Consider the following 14,175-nt stretch of genomic DNA (forward strand, 5'->3'; position numbering starts at 1 on the left):
GTACCGGCCTCGTCGAGGCACTTCCGGGAATAGTGTCAAATGGACGATTTATTTCGTCTCTTGCCGTATCGCTCCAACTTCATGCCAACCATTGCCCTGCCTGACTATTCACGCCCCTTTCCAGTGTGAAGAAATTCCATGAAACCGGTTCCAAAGCTTGCCAAAAAAAAAGGGCAACGCCCTCTTCCCAGTCAATCGCCGTTCTTGCGCACTGCGTTCCCCTGGGTGGAATTGCGCACAATCAGCTTGCCTGGCAACAGCACCTCGCGCGGCGGGCATTGCTCGCCCTGCAGGCGCGACAGCATGCACGTCATCGCCGAAAAGCCGATCTCGTACGTCTGCTGCTCGATCGTGCTCAGGCCCGCCAATGGCGACCACGGCAATTCGTCAAAGCCCAGCAGGCCCACGTCCTCCGGCATGCGCAGATCAAGACGCTGCAGCATCAGCGCCAGTTCCAGCGCCACCATGCCATTCGAGGCCAGCAGCGCCACGCGGCGGCCGCGCCACTGCGCCAGGCAGTGCCGCACCTGCGCGTCGATCGAGGGCCGGTCGTCCAGGTCCACCGCCAGCACTGCGCCCACGCAGCCGGGATGCTCGGCCATCACGGACTGGAAACCCTCGGCGCGCATCAGCCGCGAACTGACGCCCGTCAAGGGCGGCGCGACGAAGGCGATGGCGTCGAAACCCTGTTCGATCAAGTGTTGGGTTGCCAGGCGGCCCGCCTGCACATTGTCCAGGCCAACCAGGTCGAAATCGACGCCCTCGATGCGGCGGTCGACCAGCACGATGGGCATGTCCGCCTGCTGCAAGTCGGACGACTCGATGTTGCGCCCCTGCGTGTTGACGATCAGCCCTTCCACGCTGTACGAGCGCAGCGCGGCCAGCGACTGCCGTTCGCGCTGTTCGTCATTGCCGGTATTACACAAGATCAGGGTATAGCCATGCTGCTGGCAAGCCGCCTCCACGCCTTGCAGCACGGCCACCGTGTAGGGATTGAGCATGTCCGCCACGACCATGCCGATCAGGCGCGTGCGTCCGCGCTTGAGACCGCGCGCCATCTGGTTCGGCTGGTAGCCGAGACGCGCGATGGTGCTGCCGATCTGCTGGCGGATGTGCTCGGACAGGGCATCGAGTTCGCCGCCGAGAAAGCGCGACACGCTCGTCTTCGACACGCCCGCCTCGCGCGCCACCTGAGCGATGGTCACGGGCCGGGCCGGCTCGCCGGAGAGGGTTTTTTTGCTGCCGCGTACTGAATCCAAGGTTGATCTCCACTGCCTGTTGACATGCATATTTTTATTTTGGAACCGGTTCCAACGATAGCACCCGCGAATCGATGACGCAAGCGATTTGATTGCCTGTGGCGGCGAAGGAACACGCTGGGTGCATGGATGGTAACGCGGAAGAAAAGACGCCGCCCGCCCCCGGCAAACGCAGGGAACGGGCGGCGCTGGCTGAAAGACAGCCTACTGGACTACTGTGTAGCAAGGCACGTATGCCGTACCCGCCAGTTTCATGCGGTGCTGCGCCACGAACGACGCGAGCAGCGCATCCATCGGGCCGGCGATGGATTTGTCGCCGTGGATCTCGAAGTTGCCGTGCTCTTCGATCGAGCGGATGCCGTCATCCTTGACGTTGCCCGCCACCACGCCGGAAAACGCGCGGCGCAGCTGGGCCGCCAGCAAGTGCGTGGGCTGGTTCTTGTGCAGGCTCAGGTTGCGCATGTTTTCATGCGTGGGCTGGAACGGCTTCTGGAACTCGTGGTCGATCTTCAGCAGCCAATTGAAGTAATACGCGTCGCTGTGCGCCTTGCGGAATTCGCGCACCTGGCGTATGCCTTCGAGCATTTCGCGCGCCACCAGTTCCGGGTCGTCGATGATGATCTTGTAGCGCTGCTGCGCTTCCGGTCCCAGCGTGTCGCTGATGAACTGGTTGATCTGCACGAAGTACTCGCGCGAGGTTTCCGGTCCCGTGAAGATCAGCGGGAACGGGATCTCGGCATTGTCCGGGTGCAGCAGGATGCCCAGGATATACAAAATCTCTTCGGCCGTGCCGGCGCCGCCGGGGAACACGACGATGCCGTGGCCGGCGCGCACGAACGCTTCCAGCCGTTTTTCGATGTCCGGCATGATGACGAGGTCATTGACGATGGGGTTCGGCGACTCGGCGGCGATGATGCCCGGCTCCGTGATGCCGAGATACCGTCCATTGTGCAGGCGCTGCTTGGCGTGGCCGATGGTGGCGCCCTTCATGGGGCCCTTCATGGCGCCCGGACCGCAGCCGGTGCAGATGTCGAGGCCGCGCAAGCCCAGCTGGTAGCCCACTTCCTTCGAATAATTGTATTCGGCGCGGTTGATCGAGTGGCCGCCCCAGCATACGACCAGGTTCGGATTGAGCTGGGTTTGCAGCACATTCGCGTTGCGCAGGATGTGGAAAACGGCGTCCGTCACGCCTTCCGTGCTCTGCAGGTCAAATTTCGGGTTGCCCGTGACTTCATCGCTGACGAAGATGATGTCGCGCAGCACGGCAAACAGGTGCTCGTGGATGCCCTTGATCATCTTGCCGTCGACAAAGGCGATGGCCGGCGCGCCCTTGATGTCGAGCTTGATGCCGCGCTCGCGCTGGATGATGGAGATTTCAAACGATTGGTAGCGCTCCAGCAGGGCGCGGCCATCGTCGATGGTGCTGCCGCAATTCAAGACCGCCAGCGCGCAGCGGCGGAAGGTGTTGTACAGGCCGCCCTGACTGGTGTCGAGCAGTTTGTTGACTTCAGTCTTGGAGAGCACGTCCAGGCGGCCTTCCGGTGAAACCAGAGTATCGATAACGTCGTGTTCCATAATGCGAAAATCCCTTTAAAAATCGATGCTCGAAGGTCTTGCAGCCTTAATATACGACAAGTCAGGCAAGTTGTGCTGTGCCGCCACAAAATCGCCGGGGCCGCCCTTGCCTGCAAACCGGTTTGACTAATATGAAACAGTCATTCTTGCTAATGCGAATCGAAATCTTCGCTCAGCGCAATTTGTAGATTAGAATGCCAGCCTATTGGAATTCCCGTGCGTGAGGTTCTTCATGAGAGTCCCCGCCGCCCGCAGACTTCCATAAGTTTGTTGTATCGATTGACTATAATAATTTTTCAGGAGGAACCGCATGAGCGGTGCGACTACGCCCAACAAGGAAGCCGTTATTCCCGAGTTCAAGCAGATTATGGGCCATCCAAGCCCATTGTGGATGTTGTTCATGACTGAATTCTGGGAACGCTTCGCGTTCTACGGAGTTCGCTGGGCGCTGGTACTGTACATCGTTGCCCAGTTCCACGGCGGCGACGGTTCGGGACAGGCAGCGGCCAACCTTACCTACGGTTCCTTCCTCGCGCTGGTGTACGCCGGCGCCCTGTTCGGCGGCTACATCGCCGACCGGGTCATCGGTTACCAGCGTTCCATCCTGCTGGGCGCCGTCTTCATGGCTGCCGGCCTGTTCTGTATCTCGGTACCGAACCAGGACATCTTCAACCTGGGCCTGGCCACCATGATCGTCGGTAACGGCATGTTCAAACCGAACATCTCGACCATGGTCGGCAAGCTGTACACGACAGCCGATCCGCGCCGCGACAGTGGCTTCACGATCTTCTACATGGGCATCAACATGGGCGCCATGGTCGCGCCCGTATTCACCCAGTGGCTGGCCGAGTCGATCTTCGGCACCAGCGCCATGCCATCGTACAAGATGGTCTTCATGGCGTCCGGTTTCGGCATGCTGATCAGCCTGGTATGGTTCGCCATCGGCCGCCGCGCCCTGAAGGGCATCGGCGCTCCGGAAGCCGGTTCCGGCAACCCGATGCGCGTCGTCTGGGTGGCTGTCGGCTCGCTGTGCGTGATCCCGCTGATGTACTTCCTGCTGACCGTCGGCGCTGAAAAGCTGCAAATCGTCCTGACCGTGCTGTTCGTCGGCCTGGCCGTGATGCTGATGATCGAAGGCATACGCAACGGTAAAGTTGCGCGCGACCGCGTCATCGCCATGCTGCTGATCTTCGTCTTCAACATCCTGTTCTGGATGTTCTTCGAACAGGCTGGCAGTTCGTTCACCTTCCTGGCTGACAAGATCGTCAACCGCGACCTGGGCTTCTGGATCTTCCCGACCGCCTATTTCCAGACCGTCAACTCGGTCGCCATCATCGTCTTCGCGCCGATCATCGCCGCCGTCTGGGTCTACCTGGCGCGCCACAACGTCAATCCATCGATCCCGCGCAAATTCGGCCTGGGCTTGCTGGGCAATGCCCTGGCCTTCGGCCTGCTGATCTTCGCTCTGTCGAGCCTGGTTGGCGCCGATAACAAGATCCCGTTCTGGACCCTGGCAACCGTGTACGTGCTGCAATCGATCGGCGAGCTGTGCCTGTCACCTATCGGCCTGTCGATGGTCACCAAACTGGCGCCAGTGCGCCTGGTCGGCCTGGGCATGGGCGGCTGGTTCCTGTCGACCGGTATCGGCAACAACCTGTCGGGCATCTTCGCCAGCCACGTCAGCGGCACGAGCGGCATGTCGGTGCAATCGGCCCTGTCCGGCTACACCTTCGGCTTCTGGTCCCTGCTGGGCGCCGGTGTCGTGCTGTTCCTGATCGCACCGCTGATCAACAAACTGATGCATGGCGTGAAGTAAGCGTCTTGCCTTAGCTGACAACGGCGGCCTGCGGGCCGCCGTTTTTCATTCTGGCGCCGCTTGTTGCCTTGGCGGACGGTACAATACGGCCAGGGCCGATGGCCACCTCAATCAAATTACAGAAAAATCCCATGTCCAGCATCTCCACCACCTCGCCCCTCTCCGACGACGAATACGCCGAACTCGACACCCTGCTGGCCGCGCCCGCCCTGGCCGGCGCCGCCATGGACGTGTCGATGCTGGAAGGTTTTCTCACGGCCGTCGCCCTGAGCCCGAAACAGATCGCGCCTGAACAATGGCTGCCGTGGGTGTGGGACAAGGCGGCCGGCAGCGCCTTGCCGGCACAGGACGCGGACAGCGAACGGGCGGCCAGCCTGACGCAGCGCCACCATGCCTACATGGTCGAATGGCTGGCGAAGGACCCGGACAGCTTCGAGCCCATCTATGTGTGCGGCCCCGAATGGAGCGTGTCCGCCTGGTGCGCCGGGTTCATCCTTGGCACGACCCTGGACAAGCCCCAGTGGGCGGCCCTGGCCGTCAGCCACCCGCAGTACCTGGCGCCGTTCCAGCACCTGGCCGCTGCCAGCGAGCTCGACGACGATGCGGCCGAAACGGCCATGGATGGCGTAATTCCTGCCGTCATCGCCATCAATGCGGCCTGGGCACGCCAGCGCCACCTGAAAAGCCAGGCACACAGCCAGTCCGGCGCCACCGTCTTGCGCGAGATACCCAAAACGGGCCGCAACGACCCGTGCCACTGCGGCAGCGGCAAGAAGTACAAGAAATGCTGTGCCGATGCCGATAGCGCGGCGAACTAAGGCAGCACCTCCTTGCGCCAGCTGCTGACGGCCATCCTGCGCTTCCTGCTGCGCCACGCGCTGCAGTTCGCGCTGTTCATCGTCATCCTGCTGGCCGGACGCTTGCTGCTGGCCGAATGGCGCGCCTACAGCGCCGGCAGCGAGGCCGTCGCCGCGCTCAGGCTGGCCGCCGATGGCGCCGACAACCACGGCGCCGGCCTGGCCGCTGCCGCCACGCTCCGTGTCCACACCCTGCAGCACGCCTCCCAGACCGCCATCGCCACCCGCCTGGCGCAAGTGCAGGCGCACCTGCGCCAGCTGCGCGCGCAACAGCAGCCGTCGCTGTTTACCATTCCCCTGCCCGACACAAACACCCTCGCCCTGCACGCGCAGGAGGAAGCGGCGCGCCGCGTGGAAATCGAAGTGCTGGCGCAGGAAGCCCGTTATCTGACCTCTTTGCAAGCAGCGATCAGCGGCGAAGATGCGCGGCACACGCTGGTGCGCCTGCATGCGCAGCACGTCAGCGCGTATGCCGCGCTGCAAGCGAATGTGCGCCAGCGCCGCGAACTGGAAGCGCAGCACCCCGTGGCGGCGCGCCTGCCCGGCAGCGACGCCTACGCGCAGCTGTCGCGGCTCGAAGCCGAGGGCCAGCGCCTGCGCGACATCAACCTGCAAGCCTACCAGGCGTGGCAGGCGCAGCGCGCCCGTACCGGCGATGCCGCGCATGCCGCCCATCCCGCGCCATTCGCCATCGACGAGCAAGCCTTGGCCGGCGCGCTGGCGCCCGTGCAAAAGGCCATCGCGGCCGGCGAAACACAGCTGTCGCGCAACTGGATCGCCCGCTGGCGCGCGCCCGTCATGGACGTGGCGCCCACGGCCGCCCTGCTGGTGCTGTCGGCCATCCTGCTACCCCTCGCCATCAAGGCCTTCTTTTACTTCGTGCTGGCGCCCGTCGCCGCGCGTTTGGCGCCGCTGTCGGTCGCACGCGAGCTGCAGCTGGCGGGCAGCTCCCTGCCCCTGCCGCCGCAGGGTGAGTCGCGCATCTCCGCCGTCTCGCAGGCATTGCTGCTGCAGCCCGGCCAGCAGATGCTGATCCACCCCGCATACCTGCAATCGTCGCCCGTCAGCAGCACCAAGCGCACGCAGTGGCTGCTGGACTGGCGCTTCCCGTTCACCAGCCTGGCCGCCGGCATGGTGGCGCTGACCCGCCTGCACAGCGACAAGGAAGCGTGCGTGACGATTTCCGCCAGCGACGATCCGCTGCTGGAAGTGGCCATCGTCCATGTGCCCGCCGGCAGCGCATTGGTCTTCCAGCCACGGGGCCTGGTGGGCCTGGTCTGCGACGCGAATCGGCCGCTGGCGCTATCGAGCCACTGGCGCCTGGGCAGCCTGCACGCCTGGCTTACCCTGCAGCTGCGCTTCATCGTCTTTCGCGGCCCCGTCACCCTGATCGTGCGCGGTTGCCGCGGCGTGCGCCTGGAGCGGGCCGGCCAGGGCCGCTCCATCAGCCAGTCCGCCACCCTGGGTTTCACCACCGACGTGCTGTACTCGACCCTGCGCAGCGAAACCTTCATCCCCTACCTGCGCGGCCAGCAGGCGCTGCTCAACGACCGCTTCGACGGCGACAACGGCGTCTACCTGTACGAAGAAACCCCGCGCAACGGCAAGCAGCCGGGCAAGGTGGGCAGCTGGTTCGAGGGTTTCACGGACGCGATCCTGAAAGTGTTCGGCATCTAGCCGAAGAAACCATGATGAACGACTTCCTGTTTGCCGATTTTCCCGAGGACCATGCCGCGTATGCGGTGGTAGAGGCGTACTGGCGGGCGCGGGAAAAGCTCATCGTGCTGACCCTGAGCAGGCAACGGCGAGGCGCGCCGAAGATGAACTGCGCGCCTGGTTGACGCCTGCGTAAGGCAGCGCGCTACCAGAGGTAGGCCACGCGCACGCCGACGTTGCGCTGCTCGCCATAATTGCAGGCCCGTGCAGAGAAACACGAGGCGACATGGTATTTGTCGAACAGATTCTTGACCGTCATGCTGACGCTCAGGCCGCGCCAGTGGCTGCGTGCCTGGCCCAGGTCATAGCGCAGCGACAGGTCGGCCAGGGTGAACGCCGGCGCCTGGAAGGTATTCTCCGCATCGCCCCAGCTGGCACCGACATGGCGCACGCCGGCGCCGGCCGACAGGCCGCGCAAGCCGCCCGCGAACGCGTAGTCGGCCCAGGCGGACGCCATCTGCCTGGGCACCTCGTACGGCGACTTGCCCTGCACGTTCGTGCCCCACCTGTCCGGATTCGCCTTCGTCACCTTCAGGGGATTGTAGGTCAGGGATGCCAGCAGTTTCAGCTGGCTGCTCGGCTGCGCCGCTACCTCCAGCTCGATGCCGCGCGAGCGCACCTCTCCCTGCTGGATGGAATAGTTCGGGTCATCGGGGTCCGTCGTCAGTACGTTCTGGCGGCGCAGTTCGAATGCGGCGGCCGTCACGGACAGATGCGCGCCGGGCGCATATTTCACGCCGACTTCCACTTGCCGGGCCGTTTCCGGCTCGAACGGACGTTCAAGGCGATCCGCGCCGGAGACGGGCGAGAACGATTCGCTGTAGCTGGCGTAAGGCGCCAGCCCGTTCGCCGCCAGGTAAGTGATGCCGGCGCGGCCCGTGAATGCCCTGGGCTTGCGCACGGTCGTGGTCGATGGCGATGCCAGCAGATTGCGCTGCTCCTGGCGCGTCCAGTCCTGGCGCCCGCCCACGGTGAAGACCCAGTTGCGGTACTGCGCACGGTCTTGCAGGTACGCGCCCAGCTGCCGGTTATGCTCGCGGCGCAGGGCATCGGGCGCCAGCGCCGCCAGGTCCAGCCCGCTGCCATAGACGGGGCGGTAGATATCGATCTGCGGACCGTCGGCGATATACGAACTGAACGACGTATTGCTGCGGCTGTAATCGATGCCGGCAACGACCTCATGGCGCAGCGCGCCGGTCGCCACCTGGCCCGTCACGCTGGTGTCGAGCGAGTACACGCCACCCTTGCCGTCGCGCGTGTCGATTTCGCGGTTGGTGAGCGCATGGTCGATTAAGTTGCCATAACGAAACATATACTGTTCATGGTTATCCGCGTGCAGGTAGCGGAAGTTCTGCCTGACCGTCCATCCGCTGTCAAACGTGTGGCGCGCCGCATAGCCAGCAGAGGCGACGCTTGTCTCCTCGTGGTCGAAGCCGGGCTCCCCCAGGAAACGCGTCAGCGGCAGGCGGCCGTTGGGATTGCTGCCGTTCAAGGCCTCCCACTGCACATTCGACGATTGCATGGCGCGATTCTTCTGGATAAAGCCCAGCAAGGTGATGCTGGTGCGGGCGCTCGGCGCCCACGTCAGGCTGGGCGCCAGATAATAGCGGTCGTCCTGCATGTCATCGATCTGCTGGTCCGCCTGGCGCGCCAGCCCCACCAGGCGGTACTGCAGGCTGCCATCGTCCGCCAACTTGCCGCCCACATCGAGGGCCAGCTGCCTGCGCGCGTAGCTGCCGAGCGACAGTTCTACCTGGTTTACCTGGTCCGCCGTGGGGCGCTTGGCGACGAAATTGACGATGCCGCCCGGCGCATTCTGGCCGTACAGCACGGACGAGGGACCCTTGAGCACTTCCACGCGCTCGGCGCCGTATGGCTCGACGCCGAAGAAGCCCAGCGTCCCCATGGGCATCAGGCGCATGCCATCGAGGTAGAACGCGCCCGAAAACTGGCTGAAGCCACGCACCGACAGGCTGTCATCCGCAGGATTGGCGCCTGCCGTGTTGCTGCGCAAGCCGGCCGTGTACTGGATGGCGTCGTTCAGGGTACGCACGCCCTGATCATCCATGCGGTCGCGCGTGATGACGGATACCGATTGCGGCACTTCCAGCAGGGATGCATCGGTCTTGGTGGCCGTGCTGCCCCGCCGCGCCACATAGCCGCTGACCTTGCCCCACGGATTTTCCTCTTCCGCCTGCGCGCTGACGGTCACGGGCGCCATCGTCTGCACCCCGTCCGCCGCCGCGCCAGCAGCTGACGCGGTGGCGGCGCGCAGCGCAAAGCCGCCGCCGGCCGTGCGCACGGCAGCGAGCCCGGTGCCGGCCAGCGCCCGCGCCAGCGCGTCGTCCACCGTATAGCTGCCGCTGACGCCGCCGCTGCGCAGCCCTGCCGTCGTGGCCGAGCCAAAAGCGATCAGCAAGCCTGCCTCACGCCCCAGCCGGTTCAATGTCGCTTCCAGCGGCCCCGCAGGGATGGCGTAGTGGCGCAGGGCCTCTGCCTGCCCGACCGTCTGCGCCTGCGCCGGCGCGCCGGCCAGGCTGGCCAGTGCGCCCAGGCACAGGGCGTGCACGAGGTGGGCCAGCGGTTTCATGGCCAGCAGGCCCGGTGCGCGCACGCGCGTGGATGGATGGAGTGTGCTGCGGTTGTTCATGGCATGCCTTCATATCATGGGATGGGTGGAACGGGCCAACACCTGCGCCCTCACTTCCCTTGACAAGGCAGCGTGCAAAAACAGTCCATGTATTTTCAATATATTTTCGCGCGCGGCCGCAAGGTGACCCAGTAGCGCGTCAGGTAATGCAGCTCGACGGGCAAGGCTTCCACCAGCGCCAGCAGCACCCTGTCGGTATCGGCCAGCGGATAGGCACCCGACACCAGCAGATGCGCGAGCGCCGGATCGCATCCCAGGTGGCCGCGCCGGTGGCGCGACAACTCCAGCAGGAAATCGTCCAGGCGCATGTGCGCGGCGACCAGCATGCCGTCGGCCCAGGCGCCCGCGCCGGCATCGAGCGCATGCGCCCCACCCACGCCGTCGCGGGTAAAACTGCCCTCCTCGCCCGCCTGCAGTATGCGTGACTGGGCCTGGGCCGCCGCAGGCCGCAGCTCGACGGCGCCTTCCAGCACGCCGACCTGCACGAAGCCGTCGTGCTGGCGCACTATAAATCGCGTGCCCAGCGCCCGCGCCGTGCCGTCGGCGGTGTGCACGAGGAAGGGCCGCCACTGCGCATCGGACGCCGTCTGCAGCAGCACCTCGCCGCGCAGCAGCTGCACCGCACGCGCGCTGGCGTCATAGCGCAGCTGGATGGCGCTATCGGTATTGAGCACCAGCGTGCCGCCGTCCGGCAGGCGCACCGTGCGCCGCTCGCCCGTGGCCGTGCTGGCATCGGCGTTCCACGCCTGCCACGCCGGTGCCTGGCGCAACAGGGCTGTGCTGCCGCCCGCGACCACCAGCGCCGTCAGCACGCGCAAGGCGCGGCGCCGCTGTGCGCCTGCTGGCGCGGCCAGGGCGGCGCTGGCCAGCGGCGGCGGGATGCCGGCCAGCTGGCCGCTGACCGCCTCGATACGCTGCCAGGCACGTTCATGGGCGGCGTCCTCGGCGCGCCAGCGCCGCCACGCATTGAGTTGTGCGGCAGTGGCGTCGCCGCCCTGCAGCGCCAGCCACCACTGCACGGCCCGCCGCGCCACGGCGGGCGCCACGCGTGCGGCAGCGGCCGCGCCGCCCAGAGGAATCAGCATCTCTTCATCCATCGTGCTGCTCCGGGAAAAAGCAGCGCAAAGCCGCCCTGGCCAAATGCCGCTTGACGGTGGACAGGGAAATGCCCAGCTCGGCGGCGACCTCCTGCTGCCCCATGCCGTCGAGCTGCACCAGCAGGAAGGCTTGCCGCGCCTGCGCAGGCAGCGCGGCCAGGCGCCGGTCCAGTTCCACCAGCCGTTCGAGAAACATCAGACGCACCTCGGGCGGCGGCGCCACCGGTTCAGGCATCAGGGCCAGGGCATCGAGGTAAGCCTGCTCGATGGCGCGACGGCGCACATGATTGATCAGCAGGTTGCGGGCGATCGTCGTCAGGTAGGCGCGCGGTTCCTGCACGCCCCGCATGCCCTGCGGCGCAAGCACGCGCACGAAGGTGGCCTGCGCCAGGTCGGCCGCGTCGAAGGCGTTGCCCACCTTGCGCTGCAGCCAGCCGCGCAGCCAGCCGTGGTGCTGGCGGTACAGAATGGCGATGTCATCGAAGTCATGCAGGGAGAGGTGGTCGGCGGACATGGAGCGGCGAGTCTGGCGGAGAGCGCAAACTTAATGAGAATTATTCTCAATTATAGGCAGAAGTGCACATCTCGGCAAGATCAGTGCCGACCATGGCACTGGCATTTCCGAAGTAACAACCGATTCCGCTCTCGCGCTCCGCAGCGTCGCCAAAGCCAGACAGGAAGAAGCGCGCTACGCCGCAATCGAATGCGACACCGTCAGCCACTCGCCCGGCTGCAGATTCGCCGCCGCCTCGCGGGTGGCCAGCACGCTGTCCGGGTCCAGGTCGGAGCGGTTCAGCTTGTAGGAATAGGCAAAATCGTCGGCATCGAATGCCTGCCCCGCCTTGACGTAGTACTTGAAGCCGACAAAGGAATCGGGATTGGTGACGACCGAATACTCAAGCGTGACATTGTTCATGGCGGGCCTCGTCGACGACGGTGAAGTAGCCATTATGCGTCAATTCCGACGGCAGCGACGCGCCGGCAAATCCTTGCGGCAGGTCAATAGCCCTGCCGGCGGCCAGCGCTACAGTGGCCAAAGCCCACCACCACGCCATTGCTGCCATTACTGCGATTACTGCCATGCACACCTTGCTCACCAAGATCCGGAACACACTGGCGCAGCAGGCGGGTCTGCCGGCGGCGGCGCGCCTGGCGCGGCTGTCGGACCGGCGCGGCTTGCCCGCCTTTGACCCCGGGCCGCAAGCCGTCGTCCATGCCTGCACGGCCTGGCTATGCGCGGCGCAAGACCATTCCAGCTCAAACGACGGCGGCGTCGCGCGCGACTACAATTTGCTGACAGGCTGGTCGAGCTCCTACCCGGAGACCACCGGCTACATCATCCCCACCCTCATCGCCCTGGCGCAGCGCACGGGTGACGAAGGTGGGGATGATGCGCTGCACCGGCGCGCGCGGCGCATGCTCGACTGGTGCGTGGCCATCCAGTTCCCGCAAGGCGGTTTCCAGGGCGGGAAGATCGATTCGACGCCGCGCGTGCCCGTCACCTTCAACACGGGCCAGATCCTGCTTGGCCTAGCCGCCGGCGTGCAAGCGTACGGCGCGGCATACCAGGACGCCATGCATCGCGCGGCAAGCTGGCTGCGCGACAGCCAGGATGACGACGGCTGCTGGCGCCGGCATCCGACGCCGTTCGCCAGCGCCGGCGAGAAGGCCTACGAAACGCACGTGGCATGGGGCCTGTTCGAAGCGGACCGCATCGCGCCGGGCCACGGCTATGGCGCGGCAGGCCTGCGCCAGGTCGACTGGGCGCTGAGCAAACAGCGCCCCAACGGCTGGTTCGCATCGAACTGCCTGGACAACCCGCTCCTGCCCCTGACCCATACCATCGGCTACGCCTTGCGCGGCCTGCTCGAAGCGCACCGCTTTTCGGCGCGCGCCGACCTGCTGAACGCCGCCGCGCGCACGGGCACGAGCGTCGCCAGGGCCGTGGCGGCCGACGGCTACCTGCCGGGCCGCCTCGGTCCGGACTTCCAGCCGGGGGCCAGCTACGCCTGCCTCACGGGTTCCGCGCAAAACGCGCATTGTTTGTTCCTGCTGTACCAGCTCACGGGCGAGCGGCGCTATCTCGATGCGGGACGCCGCCTGAACCGCTACGTGCGGCGCTCGGTCAGCATCGACGGTCCCGCGCACACGCGCGGCGGCGTCAAGGGTTCGTTTCCCGTCGATGGCGACTATGGGCAATGGGCCTACCTGAACTGGGCCGCCAAGTTCTGCATCGATGCAAACCTGCTGGAAATGGACATTGGCGATGCTTGAAAAGGCAAAAAGCGCCGCCAGGGCCGCGCTGGAAGCGTGGCGCCGCGCCGCCGGCGCCCGGCACGTGCGCCACAATGCGCCCCACGTGACGCGCGCCGGATTGGCCGCCGATCTTGCACGGCTGGGCATCGCGCCAGGCGATACGCTGTTCGTGCATTCCTCGCTGAAAAGCCTGGGCTACGTGGAAGGCGGCGCGCTGGCCGTCGTCCATGCCCTGCAGGACGCAGTCGGCCCGCAAGGCACCCTGCTGCTGCCCACCTACTATCTGCCAGGCGGCACCGTGCGCGCCACCTGCGCCATGCCGGACTATGTGTTCGATCCGCGCCGCCATGGCACGCACATGGGGCGCTTGCCGGAAGCCTTCCTGGCCAGTGATGCGATCCATCGCAGCATCCACCCGACACACTCCGTGTCCGCGTGGGGCCGCCATGCCGCCGGTCTCACCGAAGCGCACCACCGCGCGCCCTCGATCTTCGGCATGGACTCGCCCTGGCAGCGCTTCATCGGCTGCGAGCACGCGAAAGTGCTGGGACTCGGCATTTCCATGGGGCCGGTGACGTTCTATCACGCGCTGGAAGACGCCATGGGCGACGCCTTTCCCGTGCCAGTGTGGGAAGACGATGCAACGCTGCTGGCCTGCCTGGACCACGCCGGCCGTCGCTGGGAGGTGCCCGTGCGCCCCTTCGATCCGGCAGTCGCGCAGCACCGCATCGACCATCCCGGCCGCGGCGACCTGCGCGATTATTTTGCGCGCGAATTCGATGCCGCCGGCCTGCGCGTGAATGGCCAGGTCGGCGATGCGGCGTCGTGGGCCATTCCGGCGCAGGCCTTCTTCGAACACCTGGGCCGGCTCGCGTCCGAGCACGTGACGATCTACGCCAGCGCGGCGCAACTGGCGGCGCGGCCCATCGGGCGCGCATAAAAAAACCGC

Annotated in this window: 13 protein-coding genes; 6 read left to right on the forward strand and 7 right to left on the reverse strand. The window is 65.7% G+C overall.

Features of this window, described 5'->3' with window-relative positions; translation table 11 throughout:
* Positions 1–191: 191 nt before the first annotated feature.
* Positions 192–1,259: a LacI family DNA-binding transcriptional regulator gene (locus AC54AF_RS05785; protein ID WP_496635754.1), complete on the reverse strand. Its 1,068-nt coding sequence runs from the start codon at positions 1,257–1,259 to the stop codon at positions 192–194.
* Positions 1,260–1,463: 204 nt separating this feature from the next.
* Positions 1,464–2,834, reverse strand: coding sequence for a nucleotide 5'-monophosphate nucleosidase PpnN (gene ppnN, locus AC54AF_RS05790; protein WP_034782951.1), 1,371 nt, complete (start codon positions 2,832–2,834; stop codon positions 1,464–1,466).
* A gap of 367 nt (positions 2,835–3,201) precedes the next feature.
* On the opposite strand from ppnN, the gene AC54AF_RS05795 reads away from it, so the two are divergent.
* The 4 genes from AC54AF_RS05795 (at position 3,202) to AC54AF_RS05810 (ending at position 7,348) form a co-directional block, all read left to right on the forward strand.
* Positions 3,202–4,650, forward strand: coding sequence for a peptide MFS transporter (locus AC54AF_RS05795; protein WP_496635917.1), 1,449 nt, complete (start codon positions 3,202–3,204; stop codon positions 4,648–4,650).
* A gap of 131 nt (positions 4,651–4,781) precedes the next feature.
* The gene (locus AC54AF_RS05800) at positions 4,782–5,468 is read left to right on the forward strand and encodes a UPF0149 family protein (protein WP_496635755.1); all 687 of its coding nucleotides are present in this window, start codon (positions 4,782–4,784) and stop codon (positions 5,466–5,468) included.
* A gap of 12 nt (positions 5,469–5,480) precedes the next feature.
* Positions 5,481–7,184: a hypothetical protein gene (locus AC54AF_RS05805; RefSeq protein WP_496635756.1), complete on the forward strand. Its 1,704-nt coding sequence runs from the start codon at positions 5,481–5,483 to the stop codon at positions 7,182–7,184.
* Between the two features lie 11 nt (positions 7,185–7,195).
* Positions 7,196–7,348 (forward strand): hypothetical protein, encoded by a 153-nt coding sequence (locus AC54AF_RS05810; protein ID WP_496635757.1) that lies wholly within the window; start codon positions 7,196–7,198, stop codon positions 7,346–7,348.
* Between the two features lie 20 nt (positions 7,349–7,368).
* Here the strand turns inward: AC54AF_RS05810 and AC54AF_RS05815 are convergent, their stop codons facing one another.
* The 5 genes from AC54AF_RS05815 to AC54AF_RS05835 all read right to left on the reverse strand — a co-directional run bounded on the left by AC54AF_RS05815 (position 7,369) and on the right by AC54AF_RS05835 (position 12,052).
* Positions 7,369–9,873 carry a TonB-dependent siderophore receptor gene (locus AC54AF_RS05815; protein WP_496635758.1) on the reverse strand — a complete coding sequence of 835 codons (2,505 nt, stop codon included), beginning with the start codon at positions 9,871–9,873 and terminating at the stop codon, positions 7,369–7,371.
* Between the two features lie 95 nt (positions 9,874–9,968).
* Positions 9,969–10,958, reverse strand: a complete 990-nt coding sequence (locus AC54AF_RS05820) for a FecR domain-containing protein (protein ID WP_496635759.1) — start codon at positions 10,956–10,958, stop codon at positions 9,969–9,971.
* Between the two features lie 4 nt (positions 10,959–10,962).
* The gene (locus AC54AF_RS05825; RefSeq protein WP_496635760.1) at positions 10,963–11,484 is read right to left on the reverse strand and encodes a sigma-70 family RNA polymerase sigma factor; all 522 of its coding nucleotides are present in this window, start codon (positions 11,482–11,484) and stop codon (positions 10,963–10,965) included.
* A gap of 174 nt (positions 11,485–11,658) precedes the next feature.
* Positions 11,659–11,886 (reverse strand): hypothetical protein, encoded by a 228-nt coding sequence (locus tag AC54AF_RS05830; protein WP_035819625.1) that lies wholly within the window; start codon positions 11,884–11,886, stop codon positions 11,659–11,661.
* On the reverse strand, positions 11,867–12,052 hold the full coding sequence (locus AC54AF_RS05835; protein ID WP_496635761.1) for a hypothetical protein: 186 nt from the start codon (positions 12,050–12,052) through the stop codon (positions 11,867–11,869). Before AC54AF_RS05835 ends, AC54AF_RS05830 begins: the two co-directional genes overlap by 20 nt.
* Here AC54AF_RS05835 and AC54AF_RS05840 point away from each other — a divergent pair.
* Together AC54AF_RS05840 and AC54AF_RS05845 are read left to right on the forward strand one after the other, a co-directional pair.
* Positions 12,051–13,244: a hypothetical protein gene (locus AC54AF_RS05840; protein WP_496635762.1), complete on the forward strand. Its 1,194-nt coding sequence runs from the start codon at positions 12,051–12,053 to the stop codon at positions 13,242–13,244. The two genes, AC54AF_RS05835 and AC54AF_RS05840, sit on opposite strands and share 2 nt — an antisense overlap.
* Positions 13,237–14,166: an AAC(3) family N-acetyltransferase gene (locus tag AC54AF_RS05845; RefSeq protein ID WP_496635763.1), complete on the forward strand. Its 930-nt coding sequence runs from the start codon at positions 13,237–13,239 to the stop codon at positions 14,164–14,166. Before AC54AF_RS05840 ends, AC54AF_RS05845 begins: the two co-directional genes overlap by 8 nt.
* Positions 14,167–14,175: the final 9 nt, after the last annotated feature.

The sequence above is a fragment of the Janthinobacterium sp. JF4 genome, from assembly GCF_059617925.1.

Coding starts and splice junctions, on each gene's coding strand:
- ppnN (WP_034782951.1), bottom strand. CDS start 2,834: ATGGAACACGACGTTATCGATACTCTGGTTTCACCGGAAGGCCGCCTG.
- AC54AF_RS05795 (WP_496635917.1), top strand. CDS start 3,202: ATGGGCCATCCAAGCCCATTGTGGATGTTGTTCATGACTGAATTCTGG.
- AC54AF_RS05800 (WP_496635755.1), top strand. CDS start 4,782: ATGTCCAGCATCTCCACCACCTCGCCCCTCTCCGACGACGAATACGCC.
- AC54AF_RS05810 (WP_496635757.1), top strand. CDS start 7,196: ATGATGAACGACTTCCTGTTTGCCGATTTTCCCGAGGACCATGCCGCG.
- AC54AF_RS05815 (WP_496635758.1), bottom strand. CDS start 9,873: ATGAACAACCGCAGCACACTCCATCCATCCACGCGCGTGCGCGCACCG.
- AC54AF_RS05820 (WP_496635759.1), bottom strand. CDS start 10,958: ATGCTGATTCCTCTGGGCGGCGCGGCCGCTGCCGCACGCGTGGCGCCC.
- AC54AF_RS05825 (WP_496635760.1), bottom strand. CDS start 11,484: ATGTCCGCCGACCACCTCTCCCTGCATGACTTCGATGACATCGCCATT.
- AC54AF_RS05830 (WP_035819625.1), bottom strand. CDS start 11,886: ATGAACAATGTCACGCTTGAGTATTCGGTCGTCACCAATCCCGATTCC.
- AC54AF_RS05840 (WP_496635762.1), top strand. CDS start 12,051: ATGCACACCTTGCTCACCAAGATCCGGAACACACTGGCGCAGCAGGCG.
- AC54AF_RS05835 (WP_496635761.1), bottom strand. CDS start 12,052: ATGGCAGTAATCGCAGTAATGGCAGCAATGGCGTGGTGGTGGGCTTTG.
- AC54AF_RS05845 (WP_496635763.1), top strand. CDS start 13,237: ATGCTTGAAAAGGCAAAAAGCGCCGCCAGGGCCGCGCTGGAAGCGTGG.